Genomic DNA, 24,245 nt, shown 5'->3' on the forward strand with positions numbered 1-24,245 from the left:
TCGAGTAATCATCTTATAAACAGAATTCTTACGCACTCATACTCTAAATTAAATCTCCTTCTTATGCTTTTCTCTTTGTTTTCTTTCTAAGCCTTCTGGCTCAAGAGCCATTTGTTGATGATTTAATAGTCCAGCAACTCCAACTCTCTTTTCTTTCTTTTCTCCGCGGCACTCCTCACAATGACAACCTGGAATATAGCCTGAAGGCTCTTCATAAGTGGTTATAACTCCTTCAAAGTTTCTAAGAATAACTTTGTTATATCCTTGAGAGATTACATAGTTTGGCATCACAGGAATCTTTCCTCCACCACCAGGGGCATCAACTACAAAGGTTGGAACACAGAAACCGGATGTGTGTCCTCTTAGCCCTTCTATAATTTCAATTCCTTTTGATACAGTCGTTCTAAAGTGTCCAAGTCCAACGGAGAGATCACATTGATATATATAATACGGCCTAACTCTTATTTTTACTAATTCATGTACAAGTTTCTTCATTACATGTACACAATCATTAACCCCTCTAAGAAGAACTGATTGGTTTCCAAGTGGTATACCGGCATTAGCTAAAAGTTCACAAGCTCTTTTTGATTCCTCAGTGATTTCATTCGGATGATTAAAATGCGTATTAAGCCATATTGGATGATATTTCTTAAGCATATTTACTAAATTCTCTGTAATTCTCTGAGGCATTACCACAGGAGTTCTTGAGCCTAATCTCACTATTTCAACATGCGGTATTTTTCTTAATCTTTGGATAATATATTCAAGCTTTTCATCAGAAAGAAGAAGAGGGTCTCCCCCTGATATAAGCACATCTCTAATAACAGGAGTCTTTGCTATATAATCTATTGCATTGTCAATTTGAGACACTGGCAAGGCAGTATCACTTTGACCAGCAAATCTCCTCCTAGTGCAGTGTCTACAGTACATTGAGCATTGGTCTGTCACTAAAAGTAATGCCCTATCTGGATATCTATGAGTTAACCCTGGTACTGGTGAATCTCCATCTTCATGAAGCGGGTCCGTTAAATCTACATCAGACTTAATTAATTCTGCTGCTGTTGTTATAGCTTGCTTTCTTATAACATCATTTGGATCATTGATATCAATTAGCGATAAATAATATGGAGTTATTGCCATTCTCAATGATTTAAGGCATTGCTTTACTCCTTCTTCCTCTTCTTCCGTCAACGGTATATATTTTTTCAACTCGTCTACAGTTTCTATTCTATTTCTTACTTGCCATTTCCAATCATTCCATTGCTCATCTGTAATATCTTTAAAGAGTTCATATCTTCTATTAATCTCCATTTGTAGCCCCCCTATGAATTTAGCATCATTATTAAATATACATTTCTTCAAATAATTTTCTTAATACTTCACTTTCTCTTAATTCAGCAAGCGTTATTTCAGCATGATCTTTAGTATATCCGTTACCTATTATCATAGTAACGTCTTTGCCTACACCTTCAGCACCTAGTGCTGCCTTTGTAAAGCTTGTTGCCATTGAGAAGAAGTAAACAGTACCATTATCTTTAACTGGAAGTATGCAAGCCATTTCAGTATTAGCTACATTTACACAGCTAATTGAAATATCAACTTCTTTTCCATCGTTAGCTTCTAATGCCTTATTTAATACATCTACAGGTTTTTGAGCATCACTAATTATAGCCTTATGACATAACCCAAGCTCTAATACTTTCTTAGCTTGAGCTTCCTTTCTTACCATTGCTATTACTCTTCCAGTTGGTCCCACTCTTTTCATAGCTTCATAACAACAAAGTAATCCCGACTTGCCATTGGCACCTAAAATTAAAACACTTTGCCCTGGTTTTACAAGCTTAGCAGTTTGAGCCGGAGCACCTGCTACATCCAATGCTGCTAATGCCAATGTTTCTGACATGTCCTTTGGAAGTTTTGCATATATAGCACTTTCAAACAATATTGCTTTTGCCTTAACTTCAACTCTATCTATTTCAGGTTTTATATCTGTTATTTCTTCAATTTTTAATGGAGTTAGAGAAAGTGATACAAGAGAAGCTATCTTATCCCCAACTTTTAAATCTATATTAGCTAAATCTTCACCTATTTTAGTTACAGTTCCTATTAGCATTCCACCAGATCCGGTTACTGGATTTTGCATTTTCCCTCTTTCATTGACTATTTCAAGAATTCTAGCCTTTATTTTTTCTATATCTCCCTTTGCTTCCTGTTCTATTTGAGTAAAACTAGCTGAATCTATATTTAATGCCTGAACATCAATTAATATTTCATTGCTGTAAATTTCCATATCATTATCAATTTTATATGCTGCTTGTGTTAAAACTCCCTTTGGTTCTATTACTCTATGTGTACCGTATTTACATCCTTTTTTCATAATGATTTCCCCCTATATACTCATAACTTTCAAGTTTTCATCTATAATTAAATCAGCTTCCGTCATGGATCTAATTTCTTCAACACTTGTATCTTTATGAATCTCTTTAAGTACAAGCCCTTCTTTTGCTACTTCTATAACGCAGAGTTCTGTAACTATGAGGTTTACAACCCCTTTCGCTGTTAAAGGTAAACTACATTTTTTAAGTATTTTAGGCTTACCTTTTCCGGTATGCAGCATAGCTACTATTACTTTTTTGCCCCTACAACAAGGTCCATGGCTCCTCCCATGCCTGGAACCATCTTACCCGGTATTATCCAGTTAGCCAAATTCCCTTCTTGATCTACCTCTAAAGCACCAAGCACAGTAATATCAACATGTCCTCCTCTTATTAGCGCAAAAGACATACTACTGTCAAAGAAAGCTCCATGAGGAAGTATTGATACATATTGCCCTCCTGCATTAGTTATATCTAAATCTTCTTCTCCTTCTTTTTTTAAAGGCCCCATTCCAACCATTCCATTTTCTGATTGAAATGTAACATTAATTCCTTCTGGCACATAGTTTGCAACTAAGGTCGGAAGCCCTATTCCTAGATTTACGAGCTGCCCATCCTGTAATTCTTGAGCAATTCTTTTGGCTATAATTTGTTTTGCAAGCTTGCCATCTGTAATCATACTACTCAATCCCCTCTATAATATAATCTACTAATACCCCTGGAGTTGTAACATAATCAGGGTTTAATTGTCCTATCTTAACAATTTTTTCTGCTTCAACTATTACTTTTTCTCCAGCCATAGCAATTATAGGGTTAAAGTTTCTAGTAGTTCCTCTATAAAATGTGTTCCCGGACTCATCCACTATAGTTCCTCTAATAATTGATAAATCCGCTTTTAATGGTAATTCTAAAAGATAATCTTTATCTTGAATTCTTATCTTTTGTTTACCCTCCTCAATGGTTGTGCCTACACCTGTAAGTGTTAAAACTCCTCCAAGTCCCGATCCACCAGCTCTAATTCTTTCAATTAGTGTGCCTTGTGGTACAAGTTCTACTTCCATTTCTCCTAAATTCATAAGCCTGCCAGTTTCAGAGTTTGTTCCTATATGAGATGCTATAACCTTCTTAACCTGCTTGTTCACAACAAGTCTTCCTATTCCTTTATCTACATAACTGGTATCATTTGCAATTATGGTCAAATCCTTTATATTGAGTTGTATTAGAAGATCTATAATTTTATGCGGAGTTCCACAGCCTAAAAAACCACCAATCATAATAGACATACCGTCCTTAAAGAGAGGCTTTAAATCTTCCGGCTTAACAATCTTATCCATTTTGTCCCTCCCTTAATCTTAAATTATTTGCTCAAACTATTTACTAATACCTAAAATTTCTCTTGCTTCCTTTGCACTAGCAATGTCTCTTCCAAGCTCCTTTGCCAGCCTTACTACCTTTTCAACTAATTCACCATTCGACTTGGCAAGTATGCCTTTTGATAAGTAAACATTATCTTCATAGCCAACTCTAACGTGTCCTCCTGAAACGATGCCCATAACAGCAACTGGAAACTCATTTCTACCTATTCCAGACACAGTAAAGGTGCTTCCTTGCGGTATACTTCCTCTTAGAAATTCAAAGTCTCTTATAGCAGCATCTATTCCTCCATTTACACCCATTACAAAGTTAAAATGCATTGGAGTTTTTATATATCCCTTTTTCTGAAGTCTTATTGCCATATCTATCATGCCTTTGTCAAAGACCTCAAGCTCTGGCTTTATACCTAAATCAATCATTTTTTTGCCAAACTCTTTTATTGTATTTTCAGTGTTGACAAATACTTCATCTCCACCAAAGTTACAAGTTCCGCAATCTAGCGTAGCCATTTCTGGCTGAAGATATACAGGTTGAAGTCTTTCCTCGTTAGTCATTCCGACTGCTCCTCCAGTAGATGGCTGAATAATTACATCTGGGCATCTTCTCTTAATTTCTTCCATGCATAATCTAAATCTTTCCTTATCTTGAGTAGAGATTCCATCATCATTTCTTACATGCAGGTGTATAATACTTGCACCTGCTTTATAAGCCCCTTCTGCCTCTCTTCCAATCTCCTCTACCGTATAAGGAACGCTAGGATTGTGCTTTTTTGTGACTTCAGCACCACAAATTGCTGCTGTAATAATCAGCTTCTCCATGAAATAATCTCTCCATTTCCTCTTAATATTTAACTCGTAAATTACTTTATAAAAAATATTCGGACTTTTACTGTGGTACTTATTTTTTTCTTTGTTTATCATTTGGCACAACGCAAGTTCCACTAGCTTTACATACTACAATAGGTTCTTCTAATACGTCACAAGCTGAATCATTGATATCTGGTCTTGGAATAATTACTTTTCTTGCTTCAAATACCATTTTTCTTGAAGAGTTTCCACAGCTTACAATTTCCCCTACTGCTTCAATGTAGTCTCCAGCATATACAGGTGCTAAAAACTCTACACTGTCATAAGCTCTAAATAATCCCTCGTCTCCATCATTTCTAATTAAGAGCTCCGTAGCTACATCTCCAAAAAGATTCAACATTTTTGCTCCATCTACTAAGTTCCCTCCATAGTGAGCATCATGCATACTCATTCTCATTCTAATCATTACTTTCATTGTTCTTCCTCCCTTAAACTATGATTTTTTTTGGACATAAATAAACTTAAAAAGAGCATTGAAAATTTCAATGCTCTAGAGTTATAAGTTATTTACACCACTCATGCAATGAAAATTTTCTTCTCATCACATAAATAGCGCTCCATGATTATTCACGGCAGTGATAGAACCACTATGCTCTATCCCCAAGGATATACCTAATATCAAATATACCCTTTCGGCAAATAAACCCTTTGCTCTTAATATCGGAGGATGTATTCTCCTTAGCACTTAAAAGCTACCTTTTTACTTGCACCTCTATTTATGTACTAGTCTATTTTTTTGTTAAATTGATTTAATTTACTTGTTGTGCCTTTATTTATTCCTATGTCTATTTTTAAGTATTACTTATGTGCCAAATCTGTTATTTTTTTATTTTGCTATACTTAATATTTATAATAGTTTATTGTAAAATATAACCAAATTTTAAATAAATACTTTTATTTTTTTAATTAGTTTTAATACTAATTAATGAAAATAACGAATCTAAAATGCACTCTCTTCATTCAAATATATTTAAATTTCTGTTTTGTAATCATATCATTTATATTTTGCTTCTTTTATTTAAAAAGCTATTATTTACAATAAAAAACACCAGGTAAGTTACCTAGTGTTTTTTATATCTATTTTTCTTATTTCATTTTTACAAGCCTTAGCAAATAGTTTTGCATATACATTTATAGCTATAAAAGTGCTTTATCTGGAGTTACAAGTATTTTAACATGCTTTTTCTTTTCTGGGCCAGTTAAAGAACCAAATCCTTCTTCAACTATATCATCAAGATCTATTTTCTTTGTTATATATCCTTCTGCTTTTATTCTTCCATCACTCATTTGTGCAATTGTTGCAGGAAACTCATGTCTATATGCTAATGTTCCAACAATTTTCTTTTCTGAGAATACTAAAAGATTAGGGTTAAAGCTTGTCTCATTTTCCCAAATACTTGTTATCACCATAGTTCCTTCAAATTTTAAACTGTTAAGTCCTGTCTCAAATCCTATCTTAGCACCAGTAGTTTCAAATGCAGCATCTACACCTACTCCATCTGTAAGTTTCTTAACTTCTTCCACTATATCAACTTCATTTGGGTCTAATACTACATCTGCACCAGCTCTCTTTGCATATTCCTGCCTTATGGATTTTCTTTGTAAAACTATTACAAGCTTTGCACCAGCCGCTTTTAAGCATTCTATAGTTGCAAGTCCAATTGGACCTGATCCTAATACTATTGCAGTATCTCCAGTTTTAAAATTAGCTATTCTTATTGAATGAAGTGCAACAGCCATTGGTTCTATTAATGCAGCTTGTTCGTAAGACATATTATCTGGAATTTTATGTACAAACTCTTCTGGAAATACAGTATATTCAGCGAGTCCGCCGCCACTTCCGCAAAGTCCATGGAAACCTAATGAAGAACAAAGATTGTACTTTCCTTCTTTACAGGCAGGGCATTTACCACATGCTACAATAGGCTCTACCGCTACTCTATCACCAACGTTAAACTTTGTTACACCTTCACCTATTTCTACTACTTCACCGGAAAATTCATGACCTAAAACCACTGGAGCTGTAGTACCACTTAATGGATGCGGCTGTCCAACTGGAATAAATATAGGTCCTCCTAAGTACTCATGTAAATCTGAGCCACAAATTCCACACCACTTAACCTTAATTTTTACTGAACCTTTTACTACCTTTGGCTCCTCAACTTTTTCAACTCTTACATCATTTTTTCCATACCATAATGCTGCTTTCATGATTATTCCTCCTAAAGTATATTTTAGCTTATGTATGTTAATCAATTCACAGATATATAGAGCAAATATTGTGCCAAAATAAAAAAGGCCTCTTTACAAGCCTTTTCATCAAAACAAGTGTCAATATGACACATTATTATATGTGTCATATTGACACTTATACTTTTTTATTCTCATTTTGACACATTTTTATTCTCTTTATTGTTAATATTATATCTTTTAATTTTCCTATATAAAGTTGATCTGCTCATATTTAACAATTTTGAAGCCTTAATTTTACTTCCACCACAGCCTTTTAAAGCATTTATAATGTTTTCCTTTTCTAATATTTGAATAGGAATAATATTATCTCTATTTTGGTGACATTCAATCACAGTATTATCATCCTCATAGCCTTGAACACTAGCTGCTGATACTAATTCAATATCACTTAAATAGTAGTCTCTTTCAACTACGTTTCTAAGTTCTCTTACGTTGCCAGTCCAATGATGATCTTTCAGTTTATCTATATAAGACTTATGTACTTTTTTACTTTGCCTGTTATTTTTAATATTTAATCTTTCTACAAAGTGACTGACAAGCACCTCTATGTCTTCTTTTCTTTCTCTTAGCGGTAAAATTTTAATATTCATTACACTTAGCCTATAATAAAGGTCTCCTCTAAAATTTTTCTTGCCTATTTCCTCCTGCAGTGTTCTATTTGTAGCACCAATAACTCTTACATTTAGTTGCTTTTCATAAGTTCCACCTACTCTAGTGATCTTATTGTTATCCAATACTCTCAATAGCTTAGATTGTATGTCTAGTGGAAGTTCTCCAATTTCATCTAAGAAAATTGTGCCACCATCAGCAAGTTCAAACTTGCCCGGATGACCTTCCTTAGAAGCTCCAGTAAAAGCCCCTCTTTCATAACCAAACAATTCGCTTTCTACTAGCTCTCTAGGTATAGAAGCACAGTTTACTGCAACAAAAGGGCCTCTTTCTCTATCACTAAAATTGTGTATAGATTGTGCAATAAGTTCCTTACCAGTTCCACTCTCTCCCTCAATGAGAATATTACAATCACTTTGAGCTGCCTTTTTAGCAAACTCTATTGTATCTTTCATTCTATTATTACAAGTAATAATATCTTCAAACCTATAGGTAGCTTTATATCCAACTACTTTATTTACTAAATTGTGCACATGTTGTACTTCTCTAAAAGTTATAACTACACCTACAGACTTGCTGTTAACTCTCATAGGTACAGCATTTATTGTGCATTTTATTCTTTTACAATTTATATAAAAATCGCACTCTACGTTATTATAGCATATATCTCCCTTACTTATTATTTCATTAAAGCTAACGCTTCTTAGCGAATCTTTCATATTTAATTTTACTGCTTCTTTATGATTAATTTCCAAAATTTCTAAAGCTCTATCATTAATTCTTTTTATTTCTAATTTTTCATCCAAAACAATCATACCTTCACAAATTGAATCAAAGGTTATATTCATGAGCTTATTTGAAATTGTTAAGGCTAATTGTTTTTGTATAGATTGAGCTGCAGCAGTTACAATTCCTAGTGTATGAGAGTGTGCACTATAATAATTGCCAGACATATTTATACATCCTATTATATCTCCTTCTTCATCATGAATTGGAGCCGCAGAGCATGTCCATGAATGCTGGTTTATTCCAAAGTGTTCTGCACCAATAGTTTGTATTGGCTTATCTAAATAAAGTGCTGTACCTATTGCATTAGTTCCCACCGCCTCTTCCGTCCACAGTTCGCCCTTTACAAAATTTAATTTATCTGCATTTTTCATGATATCACTATCACCAATTACGTCAATTACATAGCAATCCTTATCAACTAGCATTATAGCAAAACCTGAACCTGCTACAATACTATAGATACTTTCCATCGTAGGACGAGCTACTGCTATTAACTCTGAATTTTGTTCAATTTTAAGGTCTACAGAGATATTTCGAGTGTTATTTCCTTTTCCGTTCATCGGATCTACACCATATGCCTTACACCTTCTCCATGACTCTGCAATTTCTGGTCTTACCGCATGACTTATAAAACCCTTATCAATAAATTCTTTCCATGCATTAGATATAAATTTCATATAGTTCTCCAAAATCCTCACCTCATTTTACATATTAAAGCTTTTAGATTGCTAAAACAAGGAGTAAACTAAAAATTCTATTTCTTTATATCTATAGTAGTTTAGTGTATTCCCCCTGTATAGGATTCAAAACTAGAAAATTGACTTACACAAAGGGCTATGTTCCCAAAGCTGTTGGCTCTCTGCTTAACGGACTGAAGATTGGAAACATAGCCCGAGGTGTAAGTCAATTTTCAGCATTTGAGCCCTATACTTTCTTTGTCTTCTTCCATGATGAAACATATTCCTCTAATATTTTGTGGAGTACTCCTCCAATTTTCGAATAAGATTCATCATTTAGATTAGCAAGAGATATTCTAATTGACCATTCTGGACCGTGGAATCCACCGCCACTTAGCAATACTATAGAAGATTCCTCCGCTAAACGGAAAAGAACATCTACAGGTTTATGATTGCTTTGTAAGTAATCAGCAAATTCATTGCCATAATAATGATTTGCCCATTCTAGCAAGTCAAACTCTGTATAATAAGCTGCATCATAGGGATCTTTTCTTAAACTTATTCCTAGGCTGTTGAATAACAGCATCTGGCGGCGGCGACAAATATCCATTGTTAACTTTTTATAGTTATTTTCTTTATCAAGCAGTGCAAAAACTGAAAAAAAAGCCATCTGTACTTGCTGTGGTGTTGATAAGCCTGCTGTATGGTTAAGAGCTACCTGACGACTATCTGCAACAATTCTATCAATAAAAGGCATTTGTTCTGGATTTGTGGAAAGAGCTCCATAGCGTTGTTTCAATTCCTTCTTCTTGTCTTCTGGCAACTCTTTTAACAGTTTATCAAATACATTATGTTCATAGAGTGCAATAGTTCCCAAACGCCATCCTGTTACGCCAAAGTATTTTGAAAATGAATATACTCCAATTGAATTAAATGGCAAATCTGCTACTATAGATCGAAAATTATTAACAAAAGTTCCATATACGTCATCTGATATAATCATCAAGTTAGGATTATTCTTTTCCACTATATCTTTTAGCTGTTCTACTGATTCAGGCTTCATTGCTACTGAAGGTGGATTACTTGGATTTACTATAAAAAGAGCTTTGATACTTGTATCCTGAAGCTTCTCCAGCTCTGATTTAGGATATTGCCACGTGTGTGTGCCATCTTCGGTCATTTCTTTTGCAATAATTTCAACAACTTCTAAACTATAGCGTGGTAAATGAGGAACCTCTAAGTATGGTGTAAATATTGGTGCTGCCACTGCAATTTTATCACCTTTAGATAACAATTCATTAGCAATTAATGAATCAAATATATAACACATTGCTGCAGTAGCTCCTTCAACAGCAAAAAGGTTAAATTTACCTACTGGCGGCTTATTATAACACATTTCCTGAACAAGATAATCATGAACAACTTTTTCAATATGTATTAGCATTCTATCTGGCACTGGATAGTTATCGCCTATAATTGCATCTGACAATTCATATATCCAAGCATCTGGTTCAAAATCTTTGTTAATTATTCCATAGTCAACTATGCTTTTAAGAATTTCTATTCCAGGCTCCCCTTGATGCTTATTAATATAGATGTTGAATCGTTCTGATATTCCTTCCTTTTTAGGCATTCCTGCCAAGTCCTGATTATTCCATACTCTTCGAGTTTCTTCAACGGCAAATTGCCCAAAAGCAAAAAAGCTTCACGCGGTGTTGCTGCAGTCCAGTTAGGATTACCTCTTCCCGCGTCTAATAATGCATGAGCACTTTTCTCCTTCTGTCCTTCCGCTAAATTAATTAATCTATCTTTAAGTTCAAATGGACTAATTTTGCCATAAATAGCTTCTATCTCTTTACGCTGAACATTGTGAGTATTCATATTTACGCTATTCCTCCTTATAATAGTTATCTGCTATAAAAATAGCCATAATATTAGAAATAATAATTCGCCTGATATTTAAACTATCATACTGTTTTCTTTTTAATAATCAATATAGCTTCAAGCTATGAATTTATATTCTCCATTTTTTTGAATATGTATTCTTAATTATTAAGCCCTTAAATTATACTGCCTAATGATAAAAAAATTAGAGAAATGATGTATCATTAAGTCTACTAAGTTTAATTTCTATAACAAAAAAACTAAAGAGCACTAGGATATCTAATGCTCTAATGTAGACTTATAGTTGACTGTACCAAATTTACTGATAAGCCTTTATGATATTTACATTTTTAGAAAGCTTACATTTTAGATTGCACTTTTCATAATTCTACGCATTATATTTTCTGTATTATAGTCTTTTCTACATACTTTATAAGCATACATATTGTTGTCTGCTTTTTTAAAAAGCTCTGTCATTGATTTAAACTCTTTTCCTCTATATGCTGTTCCAGTAGAAATACTTAAATATAAATCTGAATTATCTAAGTTGAATTCATCTATAGCTTCTTGAAGAAGTTTATTTACTCTCTCCAACTCTTCCTTTAGGCAGTTATTTAAAATTATTGTAAACTCGTCGCCTCCAATTCTCGCTGCAATCCCATTGTTTCTTTCACAAATAGCATTAATTATTTTAGATGCTTGAACAATTAGCTTGTCACCAAAATCATGTCCTAAATTATCATTTACAAGCTTTAGCCCATCTACATCACAAACAATAATTCCTATTTTATCATGTTTTTCTTTATCATATTTATTAAGCAGATTTTCAAAATATATTCTGTTATATAAACCAGTAAGCCCATCATGAGTACTCATATAAGTCAGCTCTCTCTCTATTTTTTTCCTTTCAGTGATGTCCTTGTATATCCCAAATACACCTAATTGCTTATTTTCAAAGATAATTGGATAACCAAGTATACAAACCTCTATTAGACTTCTATCTTTTTTCAGCCTCACTGCCTCATATTCAATTACATTGCCATCCATAACTTCTTCAGAGATTTTAGTAGCCTCATTTACGGCTCCGCATTGGACAATACGATCATTTATATAATAATTTATAAGTTCATCTTTAGAATACCCAAAAAGCTTTTCAAAAGCATAGTTTACATCAATAAATCTATCTTCAGTATCTATTATACATATTGCTTCTGGAGAGCTTTCAAAAAGCTTTCTAAAGTAAGTTTTTTGCAATTCTAATGCCTGCTCTGATTTTTTCCTATCGCTAATATCCTTATATACTGCATATATTCCAATTTGATTTATGTCGAGTATGACTGGAAAAGCCAGCACACTTACATCTACTAATCCTCCATCTTTTCTTTTTCTTTTGGTTTCTGCAGTAACTGTTCCCCCTTGCATAACTATCTCAGATATCTCAAAAGCATCTTTTGTTTCACAACTTGCAATAATATCATCTACAAACAATCCTTTTACTTCATTATCTTTATACTGAAAGAGTTTTTCGAAGGATTTGTTGACACTTACTATTCTACTTTTATTGTCTAATATAATAATTGCATCCTCAGAATTTTCAAATAACTCTGTAAAATAAGTCCTTTGTAACTTTAATTCATCATTCAACTTTTTTAAGTTCTTATTCTCTTTTATGCTAAAATAATTTATCAACAAGGATATGAATATTATTGATATACCGTATAAAATAAAATGTATCATTTTAGCACCCCTTAAACTTACTGACAAAGGCATTAAGTTTTCAATAAAATTTAACTTTACATTTAAATTTTACCATAAAAATTTTAAATTTTATAGTGAAAAGTAAACTATTTAATCATGTTAGTTTAATAATTTTATTAAAAATATCAATTTAATAGTAAAAACTTTAAAAGCATATAGCAATTATAAAAATGCTATATGCTTTACTATACTTTTATTTTACTACAAACAAATCAATTCGTGATAAATCTATAGATATTTAACTTCGATAATTGACTTAACCAAGGTACCCCTATGAATACCGCTAATAAGTCAAGCATTTAGGTCGGTTTATTTATAATTCTAAATTAAAGTTTTAATTTAGAAAGTGCTTCTGCCAATGCTGAATTCATTGGTGCTTCACTTTCTTGCTTCATCTTCTTCATATAATTTGCTACATCTCTTTTACTGTTCTTGCCTTCCTTATTGTCAAATCTCTTATTAAAAGAGGCAGCTTTTTCTCTGAAGGTACAAGTTGTACATACATAGATTTGTCCTTCTCCCTGTCCTCTAAGCTCAAGTTTCTTATGACAATTCGGGCATCTCGCATTAGTCAACCTAGCTAGATTTTCTCTATGACCACAGGCTCTATCCTGGCATACAAGCATTCTACCCTGTTTACCTTTAACCTCAAGCATATATTTGCCACACTCAGGACATTTTTTACCGGTAAGGTTATCATGTTTAAACTTATCGCTGCTTCCCTTAACATCTTCAACTAGCTCTGCTGCATAATTTCTCATTCTATCTATGAATGCTCTAGGATCTTTCTTTCCTTTACTAATAAGCTCTAATTCTAATTCCCATTCTGCTGTTAACAATGGAGATTTAAGCTCATCAGGAACTAACTCTATAAGTTGTTTTCCCTTTGATGTTGGAATAATATCTTTTCCATTTTTCTCTACATAGAACATGTTAAATATCTTTTCTATGATATCAGCTCTTGTAGCTACTGTTCCGATTCCTCCAGTTTCCCCAAGGGTTTTAGCATGCTCTTTATCAATATTTACATACTTTTGTGGTTTTTCCATAGCAGATAATAAAGTACCTTCATTAAATCTTGCTGGCGGCTTAGTTTTTAGTTTTTTACTCTCTACTGATGATATATTTAATTTATCACCTTTTTTAATTATAGGTAACTCTTGGCTTTCTTTTTCATCCTCATCTTCAGTTAGATCACTGGCTCTGTCATATACCATTTTCCATCCCTTTGACTTTATAACATTACCTTTTGCTATAAATATTTCTCCATTAATATCTGCAGTTATAGTAGTTTGTAGGTATTCAAAAGGAGGTAACAGAACAGATAAAAATCTTTTAACTACAAGGTCATAAACATTTCTTTCTTCATTGCTTAAAAGTGCTATCCTTACAGTTTCTTCTGTTGGAATTATAGCATGGTGATCACTTACTTTTCTATTATCTACAAAGCCTTTGTGTCCATTTATCTTGTTCTTTAATATTTCATTTGTACAGGTTCTATAGTTACCTATCGATATTGCTTTTAAACGCTCTGGTAAAGTAGGTACTATATCCGTAGAAATATATCTTGAATCTGTTCTAGGATAAGTTAATATCTTATAATTCTCGTATAATCTTTGCATTATAGATAACGTCTGTTTAGCCGAATATCCAAAGATTCTATTAGCATCTCTTTGTAGTTCTGTTAAGTCATAAAGAGCCGGAGCATGTTGCTTCTTATAGCTCTCTGTGACAGCAACTACATTAGCCTCTTTGCCTTTAGTAGCATTCAGTATTTTATTTGCCTTATCTTCATCAAAAATATTACTATTATTATTTTTATCTCTCCACCCTAAAGTAAATCCTTTTGCCTTTGCACTTATTACAAAATAATCCTTAGGTTTAAAATTCCTTATTTCTTCTTCACGATTAACTATCATGGCCAAGGTTGCAGATTGTACACGTCCTGCAGTAAGCTGTGCATTATGCTTACAGGTAAGAGCTCTTGTAATGTTTAATCCTACAACCCAGTCCGCTTCTGCTCTACACTCAGCTGCCCTATATAAATTGTCATATTGTGCTGCAGGCTTTAAATTTCTGAACCCTTCTAAGATAGCCTTATCTGTTTGTGATGAAATCCAAAGCCTTTTTGTTGGCTTATTCACTCTTGCTTTTTCAATTATCCATCTTGCTACTAATTCTCCCTCACGACCAGCATCAGTAGCAATAACAATTTCAGTTACATCTTTTCTATTTAATTGTTCCTTAACTGCATTGAACTGCTTACCACTTTGCTTTATAATTACAAGCTTTAAGTGCTTAGGAAGCATCGGTAAATCTTCTAACTTCCAACTTTTATATTTATCATCATAAGCTTCTGGATCAGCTAATGTAACTAAATGTCCAAGTGCCCAAGTTACAATATACTTATCTCCTTCTATATATCCATTCCCTTTTTTACTGCATTTTAAAACTCTTGCGATTTCTCTTCCTACAGAAGGTTTTTCCGCGAGTACTAGTATTTTATTCATATTAACAATCCTTTCAATTAGCTGTAAATAACAGCTATTTAGTAACCTTATTAATATTAACATAAACTTTCCTATTATTAAAACATATTGTTTTTATAATAGGAAAATTTTAATTAATATATATAATTTTTATTTTAATGAGTGAAATTTTCGCAAATTTATGATATAATAGCGCGATGAGTGTCAAAATTTAAATAGAGGAAGGTATTAACGTGATTACAGTAACAAATATAAGTTTAAGATATGGCGAAAGAAAACTTTTTGAAGATGTAAACTTAAAATTTACTCCTGGTAACTGCTATGGTGTTATTGGAGCAAATGGTGCAGGAAAAAGTACATTTTTAAAGATTTTATCAGGAGAAATTGAACCTAATACAGGAGACGTAAGCATGGCTTCTGGTATAAGAATGTCTGTATTAAAGCAGGATCATTATCAATATGATGAATTTCAAGTGTTAGAAACAGTTATTATGGGTAATGCAAAGCTTTATCAAATAATAAAGGAAAAAGAAGCTCTTTATGCAAAACCAGAGTTTACCGATGAAGATGGAATTAAAGCTTCTGAACTTGAATGTGAATTTGCTGAATTAGACGGTTGGGAAGCAGAAGCTGAAGCTTCTTCAATACTTCAAGGTCTTGGTATTTCAACAGATCTTCATTATAAAAATATGGCTGACTTATCTGGTTCTGAAAAAGTAAAGGTATTGATTGCACAAGCTTTATTTGGTAAACCAGGCGTTCTAATTCTAGACGAGCCAACCAACAATTTGGATATAAAATCTATCAATTGGCTAGAAGAGTTTTTAATAAACTTTGAAGGTACGGTTATAGTAGTTTCCCATGACAGACACTTTTTAAATAAGGTTTGTACACATATGGCCGATGTAGATTTTGGGAAAATCAAGTTATATGTTGGAAACTATGACTTTTGGTATGAATCTAGCCAATTAGCTCTTCAACTTATGAAAGACCAAAATAAGAAAAAAGAAGAAAAAATTAAAGACTTACAGGAATTTATAGCTCGTTTTAGTGCTAATGCTTCAAAATCTAAACAAGCTACTTCTCGTAAAAAACTATTAGATAAAATCTCAGTAGATGATATTGAACCTTCTACAAGGAGATATCCTTTTGTAGGTTTTAAACCTGAAAGAGAAGTAGGAAATGACATATTAAGAGTAGATGGACTTACTAAAACTATAGATGGAGAAAAAGTTTTAGATAATGTCAGCTTCATAGTTTCTAAAGAAGATAAAATAGCTTTTGTTGGAGATAATGAAATTGCTAACACAACCTTATTTAAAATTCTAACTGGAGAGCTTGAACCAGACAGTGGAGAGTATAGATGGGGTGTTACAATTACAAAAGCATATTTCCCAAAAGATAACTCTGAATTCTTTAATGATGTTGACCTTAATCTAGTAGACTGGCTTCGTCAGTTCTCTGAAGAAAAATCTGAAAGCTATCTAAGAGGTTTCCTAGGAAGAATGCTATTCTCTGGTGAAGAAGCCCTAAAAGAAGCTAAGGTATTATCTGGTGGAGAAAAAGTAAGATGTATGCTGTCTAAAATGATGTTAAGTAGTGCAAATGTTCTAATTCTAGACCAACCTACTAACCATCTTGACCTTGAATCTATTACTGCTTTAAATAATGGTTTAAGAGATTACAGTAGCAATATTTTATTTACATCTCATGACCATCAATTTATACAAACTATTGCTAATAGAATTATTGAAATTACACCAACTGGATTGGTTGATAAAAAAGTTACTTATGATGAATATTTAGAAAGCATAAATTCATAAGACTATAAATTAGAATTTACCCCTTAAAGTAGACATTCAGAGAAAATCTCTGTAAAATCTACTCTAAGGGGTAATTTTATATTTAACTAAACATAACTAAATTTATGGAGGCTAACTTATGAGAATATTATTTTATTATATTTTACTTATTAATTTATACGGAGTAATAATTATGTATTATGACAAAAGCAGGTCAATAAAGCATCAATGGCGTGTACCTGAATCAAGACTTTTTTTAATATCACTTATATTAGGTAGTGCTGGAATATTATTGGGAATGTATTTATTTAGACATAAAACAAAACATAAAAAATTCACGATATGTATACCTCTAATTCTTATTCTTCAACTTTATGTATTAACAAAATTCGTTTTTCATTTGCTTTAGTTTCTTTATTATAGTTGATTATCTTTAAAATAAATTAGCCTTTAATATTATCAATAATTAATGTAACGCATATGATAATACTGTAGGAATTTATGAAGGAGTAAAATATATGGAATATAATCAAATGTATTATCCAACTGAGGACTACAATAATTATTCTCCATTGCCAACTCAACACTATCCTATAATGTATAATCAACAACCTATGAGACAGAGAGATGATAACTACTTACTCCCATTATTTTTATTAGGTCTATCATCTTATGCCTTAGGTAATGCTTATTATCCTCCACCTTACCCTTATTATATGCCTTATTACCCTACTTATTATCCACCATATCCTGTGCCTTATTACCCTACTTATTACCCACCATATCCTGTGCCTTATTATCCTTAACTCTATAATCCCCCTCAGTTAGCATAACTTTACAACAGATTGGGAGTTTATAAAATTATTAAATATCATATATAGGAACAGTTCATACCTTCTAAAATGATTTAGGGTGGCATGAGCTGTTTTATTTTAATAATATTGCTTCAATAAGCATAGAGATAAGTTGTAATTTTAGAACACTATTTCTTTATTTAGATAGGGTGTTCTTAATTCACTACTATTATTATAATAAATAATATATATCATAGGTAATTATTATATCATTTTATAATATTTTTTTAAAATGAATGTATAAATGCTTAATATATTGTATAATTTTAATTATGTATAAATAAATCAATAATAATTTAGGAGAATAAATATGGATAGAACAATGCAGGATTATTATTTTAACATATTCCTAAACCTAATAAGAACTACATACATGAACTTAGAAAAGAATTGGGAAAATGTAGCCAAAGAATCCGGTCTTACTCATGCCCAACAACACGCTTTGTGGATTTTAAATTTTTTAGATGGACTTACTTTAGATCAACTTGGTAATATAGCTCTTTGGAATAAATCAACTACTTCAGCATTAATAAGCCGTTTAGAAAAAAAAGGATATATAAGAAAGGATAAGTATTTAGATAATAGCAGGGTAATTAAAATTTATATTACAGAAGAAGGAAAGTCAGTGCTAGAAAATAGCGTTGCTACAAAAACTGCCTATGAATTCATGGGTCTTTTCGGACAGTTTGAAAATAACGAAATAGAATCATTCTTAAAAACATTGCATAAAATTACAGGTATGGTTGGAACATGGGATTTAACAGACTTTGAAAGTTTTTTGAAGATATCTTCTGAAAAAATACTTGATAAGGAAACAGAACAATAATCTTAGATTCTTCTCTGTTTTGCTTCTAATTATAATAATTTATCATAATTTTTAAATATATATTCATATACTTAATATGTATTCATTTATTGCATAGGAGGTACCATGAATATGAACAATGAGAAATTATTAGAAATACATAGTAAAACTTTGGAATTCGAAAATATAAAATATATCTATGTTGAGGATGACCGTTCTATTCTAGTTAAATTAAATAACTCTATATTGAAAATATCAAATGTAGATTATCAACATAAAAGCAGTGTATGCGAAATTATAGATCCTGATAATTGTGTATTTGTTGATAAGAGTTATTTAGACAATTTATTGGACAACATGTTTAAATAATTATACCAGATTTTATACTAAATACTGCAATATAATTTAAACCACAAAAAAGATACTGAAGTTTAACCAGTATCTTAATTTAGGAGGCTATTATAGACTAATTTATTTATATTATTAAATCTTATCATAATAAATAATCATTTAATTTTAGTAGCACTGCAAATTTACAGTGCTACTAAAGGGGACTTTATGAATATTATTTTGTATGTTTGGGTTTGTTATTTGGTGTACATCTTTATTATATGATTTAATTATGTAATAATTATTTCCTTTTGGAAACATTTTGTTAACAACAAAAAGTGCTGATTTGTACTCAGCACTTTGATTTTAAACTGTATAACTTAGTTTAAAATTTCATTAAACATATTACATAGTTCTTGTAAATATCCTTCTCTTACTTTGTCGTCAACATTTGGAACACCGCCTAAAAACTTATGTTGAATTACTTTCATACCACAGAAACTAAATATTCCTACATCACAAGTCTGTTGCATTGAATTAGTCATTCCGTAGTTATCGTAAGTTTCACATGAAGTTCCCATAGGGGTTACAATGATTACCTTTTTGTCTTTTAGCAAATCTGATGAACCTTTTTGTTCATTTGTTGAGCCATCTTTCTTTTGATTAGAATTTCCCGATTCCTCATTATTGCTATCTGATTTTTCACTAGAATTTTGTTTTGAACTATTTTGTTTCGAATCTCTACTTTGCTGCTTTTGATCATTACTTTCCTGCTGAGCAGCCAATTCGTAAGAAAATACTCTATCTATATATCCCTTAAGAATAGCCGGCATACCAGTCCACCATATCGGATATATAAATGTAATTAAATCAGCCCATTCTATATAATTTTGTTCTCTTTTGATATCTTCTGGAGTATTACCTCCACATAGCCCTTCAAAATCAACTGCCCTTAAAATTGGATCAAATCCTATAGAATAAAGGTCTCTTACTTCTGTTTTACATCCCTTTTTCATAGAACATTCTTTAACCTTTTCCAAAATGGCATTGGAAAAACTAGCTGAACTAGGGTGTGCATAAATAATTAAATGATTCATAAAGATGCCTCCGAATTATAATATTTCAATTTAAAACACCTCTATGTTTATTTTTACACTTATTGTTTTTACTTATCCAAATTAATTTAAATTTTCAGCATTAATTTTTTATTCCAAGATAAAAGACTATAATTTAATAAAAAGTTAAATTATAGTCTTAGTCAATTTTGCTGCTTTTGTGTATTTTACAAACAAAAGTATACATGATAAGAATATTAATTTTTAGGCCAATTGATAATTGACCTATTACTCTGTTTTTTATATGAATATTTGCTTTGTCCTTTCTTACAGAGGCTCTTTTCAATTAGTTTATTATTAAAATAATCCATATATTTGCCCATTAAAAATGAATCATCTACAAAATATCTATTCGGCTGTTTTTCATATGTCTTAGCATAGTTACTTTTAACATTAGGAGGGGTATTAAAGGTTTTAGTATCGCGTCGCAGAACTAGTTGTTTTTCACTTAAAGTTATGGAAATAGCTAACAACGCAAGTGTACTCAATACAAATATTAACATCATATTATTACATTCCTCCTTTTAGTTGGAACACTGGGCAATTTTGCTTGTTTCCCTTCGGGTACTTAGTAACTTAAAATTTTCGCTTCCGCTCACAAGTTACCCATAAAAGTTCATTTAGAACTTTTACCTAGCAAAATTACCCGTTAAAGTTCATTTAGAACTTTAACCTTCCATTATAAATATAATACTCAATAACATTCTGTTACTGTAAGTATATTATAAAACTTGAAAAAATTCACTACCTTTTTTATTCAAAATTTCAAATATTCAAATATTTTTTTATTTAATTATTAACTTGATTAAATTTCAGTAAACAAGTGTTTTCATAATACAAACATAATATTATCCAAATACTATATTTATATACCTTTATAATTAATATTTAAAAATATAAAAGTTCAGCGATGTAATCACTGAACTTAAATTACTATTTTTTCATTAATTCTTTTATTTGGATTATTAATAGGTACTGAAGATATTAATTGATTAGTGTATGGATGCTTTATTTTATAACTATTATCTTCATTGTTTATAGTCTCTACTATACTGCCCTTATACATTACCATTATTTTAGAGCATAAATATTTTACCGCACTTATATCATGGGATATAAACAACACGCCCATGTCATTAAAACTATTTAATTTTTTAATCATGTTTAAAATTGCCGCTTGAGTACAAACATCCAAACTAGATATGATTTCATCGCATATTAGAAATTTAGGCTCTAAAAGCAGTGCTCTACATATGTTTATTCTCTGTCTTTCTCCACCACTTATATCTAATGGATATTTATTTAATATATCTTCTTTGAGATCAGCAAAATAAATTATATCTTCAATTTTCTTTATTTTTTCTTTTCTCGGTATTCTATAATGATTATTTAGAGGTTCCATTAAAGAGTCTAATACTTTAATATTAGGATTAAGTGAAGTCATAGTATCTTGAAATATTACCTGACAGCTTTTTCTAAAGCCCTTTATTTCTTCTCTTTTTAACGCCCAAATATCTTTATCATTATACTTTATATATCCATTTGTAGGCTTTTCTAATCTCATCATTAAGCGAGAAAGAGTACTTTTACCGCAGCCACTCTCTCCTACCAGTCCTACTACATCTCCACTATCTATATTAAATGAAATGTTATCTACAGCTTTTATACTTTCGCTTTTGGATTTAATTAAAGATAATTTTGTTTTATAAATTTTAGATAGGTTATCTACTTCTATTAGCATACTTCTAATACCTCTCTATCAAAGGTTGCTTTAATTAATGAAATTGTATAACTGTGCTTTGGGCTATTAAAAATTTCAAATACATTTCTCTTTTCTACTACACAACCATCTTTCATAACAATTACCTCATCAGCCATCTCCGCAACTACTCCAAAATCATGAGTTATTATTAGTATAGTTGTATTGAACTTCTTTTGTATAGCTTTAAATTGTTTTAATATCTCCTTTTGCGTAGTAACATCTAAAGCTGTAGTAGGCTCATCGGCAATTATTATTTCAGGTTCCATAAATATCGCTGTAGCTATCATCATTCTTTGGAGCATGCCTCCGCTTAATTGAAAAGGATATTGCTTTAAAATTACTTGTGGATTTTCCAAATTCAAGCTTTCCATTATATCACAGAATTTAGCTTCAAATTCTTTTTGGGTTACTGTCATATTGCTAGATATCAAATCGTAGATTTGTGATCCCAAAGTTAAAGATGGATTAAAACAATTTATAGGATTTTGAAACACAGAAAATATCTTCTTTCCTCTTATATCTCTCATTTCTTTATCAGACATTTTAACTAGGTCTTGGCCCTGAAAAAATATGCTACCTTGAGAAATAGATGCATTCTTAGGAAGCATGTTTATAATAGACATAGCTGTCATACTTTTGCCGCTTCCACTCTGTCCCACTATGCATGTTATCTTGCCTCTCTTTACTTCAAAGCTTATTCCTTTAACTACTTCCTTAACTTCATTTTCAATTTTAAACTCTGTTTTTAAATTCTTTATTTCTAAAATGGTTTCCAATAGAACACCTCCATTTTTAGTTAAGAATTGAGAGTTAAAGCTTTAACTCTCAACTATCTATTTTTTTATTCCCGTTATACAAATTCTCTTATATGGGTTCATCAGCCCATACTAGTTTATATTCCACTCCTCTACATTCCATATAAAGCCTGCACCATGATGTCCAAGTACCTTTTCCTTTATACCAGAAACTCTTTTATTTACCCCATATAAGGCCTTTAGATAAACTGCAAAATTAAATGCAGGATCTTCTGATAATTCTTTTGAAATTCTGCATAGTATTTTTTTCTTTCATTCTCATCAGATGTAGTTCTTGCTTTTTGTAGTGCTTCATCTACTTTTGGATTTGAATACGCTCCATAGTTATCTCCGCCTTTAATTTCACTTGAGTGGAATAGCTTGAAGGTATGATCATCCGCGTCAAATGGACTTCCCCAGCCAAGTACAAAAGCTTCACATTGATCTATTTTTATTACACTCCAGTCAAGCGCATCTACTTTTACATCTGCACCTATCTTCTTAAACTGAGAAGCAAAATATTCTGCTATTTTAACTCTAACCTCATCTGTTTTTGGAGCAGTTACAGTAAAAGCTAACTTCTTGCCATCCTTAACTCTTATGCCGTCCTCTCCTTTTTTCCATCCAGCAGCATCTAAAAGAGAATTAGCTTTATCTAAGCTATAAGTATACTTTTCCACATCAGCATTGTTAAATTTATTTATTTGTAGAGGTGAATATGCTTCTGAACCATAGCCTAACAATATTCCATCCACCATTCCTTTTCTATCTAAGGCATAGTTAAAGGCTTTTCTTACATTAGCATCTTTCCATATATCTTTTCTCATATTGTACATCAAACATCTATAATCTGCTGTATCTGCTTTATATACCTTTATATTATCTAGCTTTTCAATTTTGCTTACTTGGCTTGGCTCAAGATATGCCAAATCTATTTCACCAGTTTGAAGCTGCATTGCTCTGACATTGTAGTCAGCTATAAACTTAATTACCAACTTTTCTATATTTCCTGTTTTTCCATAGTAGTCTTTAAATTTAGTTAATGTAAGATTATTATCTTTCTCTAATTTTTCAAATTTAAAAGGACCTGCTCCTATTGGCTTTTGATTAAACTCAGCATTATTTATGTCTTTTCCTTCTAATGCATGCTTTGGAACTATTCCTAAAGTAAGCTTGTCTAGCAGAGGTGGAAATGGTTTTTTCACAGTTATCTTAACTTCGTAATCATTTACAGCTTGTATATCTTTTATTTCATTAAATTCTGGCCTTATTTCTGAATTCACTTTTTCATCTAATACACTTTTTAAAGTGAAAACCACGTCTTCTGCTTTAACTTCTGTATCATCATGAAATTTGATTCCTTTTTTCATTTTAAAATCATATGTTAGTTTATCATCAGATATAGTATAAGACTCTGCTATTTCGGGCTTTGGCACATTATTCTCATCAAATCTCATTAAACCTCTAAAAATCAAATCATTTGTAAGTGCATGAGATGATAACAATATTGGGTTTAATTTTTCATCTTCAAACTCTGCACCATATACTAAGGTCTTACCGTTCTTTGAAGCTTGTTTTGTAGATGTAGCTTCTGACTTACCACACCCCGTAAATACTGCTGAGACTACTAGCATACAACTTAATACAATACTTGTTACTTTTTTCTTATTCATATGTATCCTCCTTATTGTAACCATTTAAAATTAAAT

The 24,245-nt window shown here is 31.6% G+C and carries 18 protein-coding genes, 3 pseudogenes and 1 riboswitch; of the genes and pseudogenes, 5 read left to right on the forward strand and 16 right to left on the reverse strand.

The genetic code is table 11. From position 1 onward, the window contains the following. Nucleotides 1-48: 48 nt before the first annotated feature. The 11 genes and pseudogenes from ablA to RCG18_RS25570 all read right to left on the reverse strand — a co-directional run bounded on the left by ablA (nt 49) and on the right by RCG18_RS25570 (nt 15,095). Nucleotides 49-1,311 (reverse strand): lysine 2,3-aminomutase, encoded by a 1,263-nt coding sequence (gene ablA, locus RCG18_RS25520; protein ID WP_308038782.1) that lies wholly within the window; start codon nt 1,309-1,311, stop codon nt 49-51. A 31-nt stretch (nt 1,312-1,342) separates the two neighbouring features. Further along, nucleotides 1,343-2,377 carry an L-erythro-3,5-diaminohexanoate dehydrogenase gene (locus RCG18_RS25525; protein WP_308038783.1) on the reverse strand — a complete coding sequence of 345 codons (1,035 nt, stop codon included), beginning with the start codon at nt 2,375-2,377 and terminating at the stop codon, nt 1,343-1,345. Between the two features lie 12 nt (nt 2,378-2,389). Next, a pseudogene (locus RCG18_RS25530) lies at nt 2,390-3,054 on the reverse strand (CoA transferase subunit B). A 1-nt stretch (nt 3,055) separates the two neighbouring features. Next, entirely contained in the window at nt 3,056-3,709 is a 654-nt protein-coding gene (locus tag RCG18_RS25535) for a 3-oxoacid CoA-transferase subunit A (RefSeq protein WP_308038784.1), read from the reverse strand. Nucleotides 3,710-3,745: 36 nt separating this feature from the next. Beyond that, a complete protein-coding gene (locus RCG18_RS25540) occupies nt 3,746-4,567 on the reverse strand; it encodes a 3-keto-5-aminohexanoate cleavage protein (protein ID WP_308038785.1) in 822 nt (273 codons plus the stop codon). A gap of 79 nt (nt 4,568-4,646) precedes the next feature. Then, complete coding sequence (locus tag RCG18_RS25545; RefSeq protein WP_308038786.1) at nt 4,647-5,030, reverse strand: hotdog fold domain-containing protein; 384 nt, start codon at nt 5,028-5,030, stop codon at nt 4,647-4,649. A 127-nt stretch (nt 5,031-5,157) separates the two neighbouring features. Next, nucleotides 5,158-5,338: riboswitch (Lysine riboswitch) on the reverse strand. A 414-nt stretch (nt 5,339-5,752) separates the two neighbouring features. After that, nucleotides 5,753-6,826 carry a 2,3-butanediol dehydrogenase gene (locus RCG18_RS25550; protein WP_308038787.1) on the reverse strand — a complete coding sequence of 358 codons (1,074 nt, stop codon included), beginning with the start codon at nt 6,824-6,826 and terminating at the stop codon, nt 5,753-5,755. A 173-nt stretch (nt 6,827-6,999) separates the two neighbouring features. Then, nucleotides 7,000-8,955: a sigma-54-dependent Fis family transcriptional regulator gene (locus RCG18_RS25555; RefSeq protein WP_308038788.1), complete on the reverse strand. Its 1,956-nt coding sequence runs from the start codon at nt 8,953-8,955 to the stop codon at nt 7,000-7,002. A 235-nt stretch (nt 8,956-9,190) separates the two neighbouring features. Continuing rightward, nucleotides 9,191-10,824 (reverse strand): annotated as a pseudogene (aspD, locus tag RCG18_RS25560) (aspartate 4-decarboxylase). Between the two features lie 369 nt (nt 10,825-11,193). Further along, on the reverse strand, nt 11,194-12,564 hold the full coding sequence (locus RCG18_RS25565; protein ID WP_308038789.1) for a PAS domain S-box protein: 1,371 nt from the start codon (nt 12,562-12,564) through the stop codon (nt 11,194-11,196). 347 nt (nt 12,565-12,911) lie between these two features. Beyond that, a complete protein-coding gene (locus RCG18_RS25570) occupies nt 12,912-15,095 on the reverse strand; it encodes a DNA topoisomerase III (protein ID WP_308038790.1) in 2,184 nt (727 codons plus the stop codon). A gap of 212 nt (nt 15,096-15,307) precedes the next feature. Between RCG18_RS25570 and RCG18_RS25575 the strand changes: the two genes are divergently transcribed. From RCG18_RS25575 to RCG18_RS25595, 5 genes are all read left to right on the forward strand, one after another. Beyond that, nucleotides 15,308-16,897: an ATP-binding cassette domain-containing protein gene (locus tag RCG18_RS25575; RefSeq protein ID WP_308038791.1), complete on the forward strand. Its 1,590-nt coding sequence runs from the start codon at nt 15,308-15,310 to the stop codon at nt 16,895-16,897. A gap of 118 nt (nt 16,898-17,015) precedes the next feature. Further along, on the forward strand, nt 17,016-17,285 hold the full coding sequence (locus tag RCG18_RS25580; RefSeq protein WP_308038792.1) for a DUF1294 domain-containing protein: 270 nt from the start codon (nt 17,016-17,018) through the stop codon (nt 17,283-17,285). Between the two features lie 109 nt (nt 17,286-17,394). After that, entirely contained in the window at nt 17,395-17,682 is a 288-nt protein-coding gene (locus RCG18_RS25585; protein WP_308038793.1) for a hypothetical protein, read from the forward strand. 358 nt (nt 17,683-18,040) lie between these two features. After that, entirely contained in the window at nt 18,041-18,556 is a 516-nt protein-coding gene (locus RCG18_RS25590; RefSeq protein ID WP_308038794.1) for a MarR family transcriptional regulator, read from the forward strand. Between the two features lie 111 nt (nt 18,557-18,667). Continuing rightward, nucleotides 18,668-18,904, forward strand: a complete 237-nt coding sequence (locus RCG18_RS25595; RefSeq protein ID WP_308038795.1) for a hypothetical protein — start codon at nt 18,668-18,670, stop codon at nt 18,902-18,904. A gap of 341 nt (nt 18,905-19,245) precedes the next feature. Here RCG18_RS25595 and RCG18_RS25600 read toward each other — a convergent pair whose 3' ends face one another. The 5 genes and pseudogenes from RCG18_RS25600 to RCG18_RS25620 form a co-directional block, all read right to left on the reverse strand. Beyond that, on the reverse strand, nt 19,246-19,962 hold the full coding sequence (locus RCG18_RS25600; RefSeq protein ID WP_308038796.1) for an NAD(P)H-dependent oxidoreductase: 717 nt from the start codon (nt 19,960-19,962) through the stop codon (nt 19,246-19,248). A gap of 215 nt (nt 19,963-20,177) precedes the next feature. Continuing rightward, nucleotides 20,178-20,486, reverse strand: a complete 309-nt coding sequence (locus tag RCG18_RS25605) for a hypothetical protein (protein ID WP_308038797.1) — start codon at nt 20,484-20,486, stop codon at nt 20,178-20,180. Nucleotides 20,487-20,905: 419 nt separating this feature from the next. Next, a complete protein-coding gene (locus RCG18_RS25610; protein WP_308038798.1) occupies nt 20,906-21,721 on the reverse strand; it encodes an ABC transporter ATP-binding protein in 816 nt (271 codons plus the stop codon). Further along, the gene (locus tag RCG18_RS25615; protein ID WP_308038799.1) at nt 21,715-22,518 is read right to left on the reverse strand and encodes an ABC transporter ATP-binding protein; all 804 of its coding nucleotides are present in this window, start codon (nt 22,516-22,518) and stop codon (nt 21,715-21,717) included. Before RCG18_RS25615 ends, RCG18_RS25610 begins: the two co-directional genes overlap by 7 nt. 111 nt (nt 22,519-22,629) lie before the next feature. Then, nucleotides 22,630-24,209 (reverse strand): annotated as a pseudogene (locus RCG18_RS25620) (ABC transporter substrate-binding protein). Between the last annotated feature and the right edge of the window lie 36 nt (nt 24,210-24,245).

Origin of the sequence: Clostridium sp. OS1-26, assembly GCF_030915445.1 — a bacterium.
Lineage (GTDB): Bacteria > Bacillota > Clostridia > Clostridiales > Clostridiaceae > Clostridium_AM.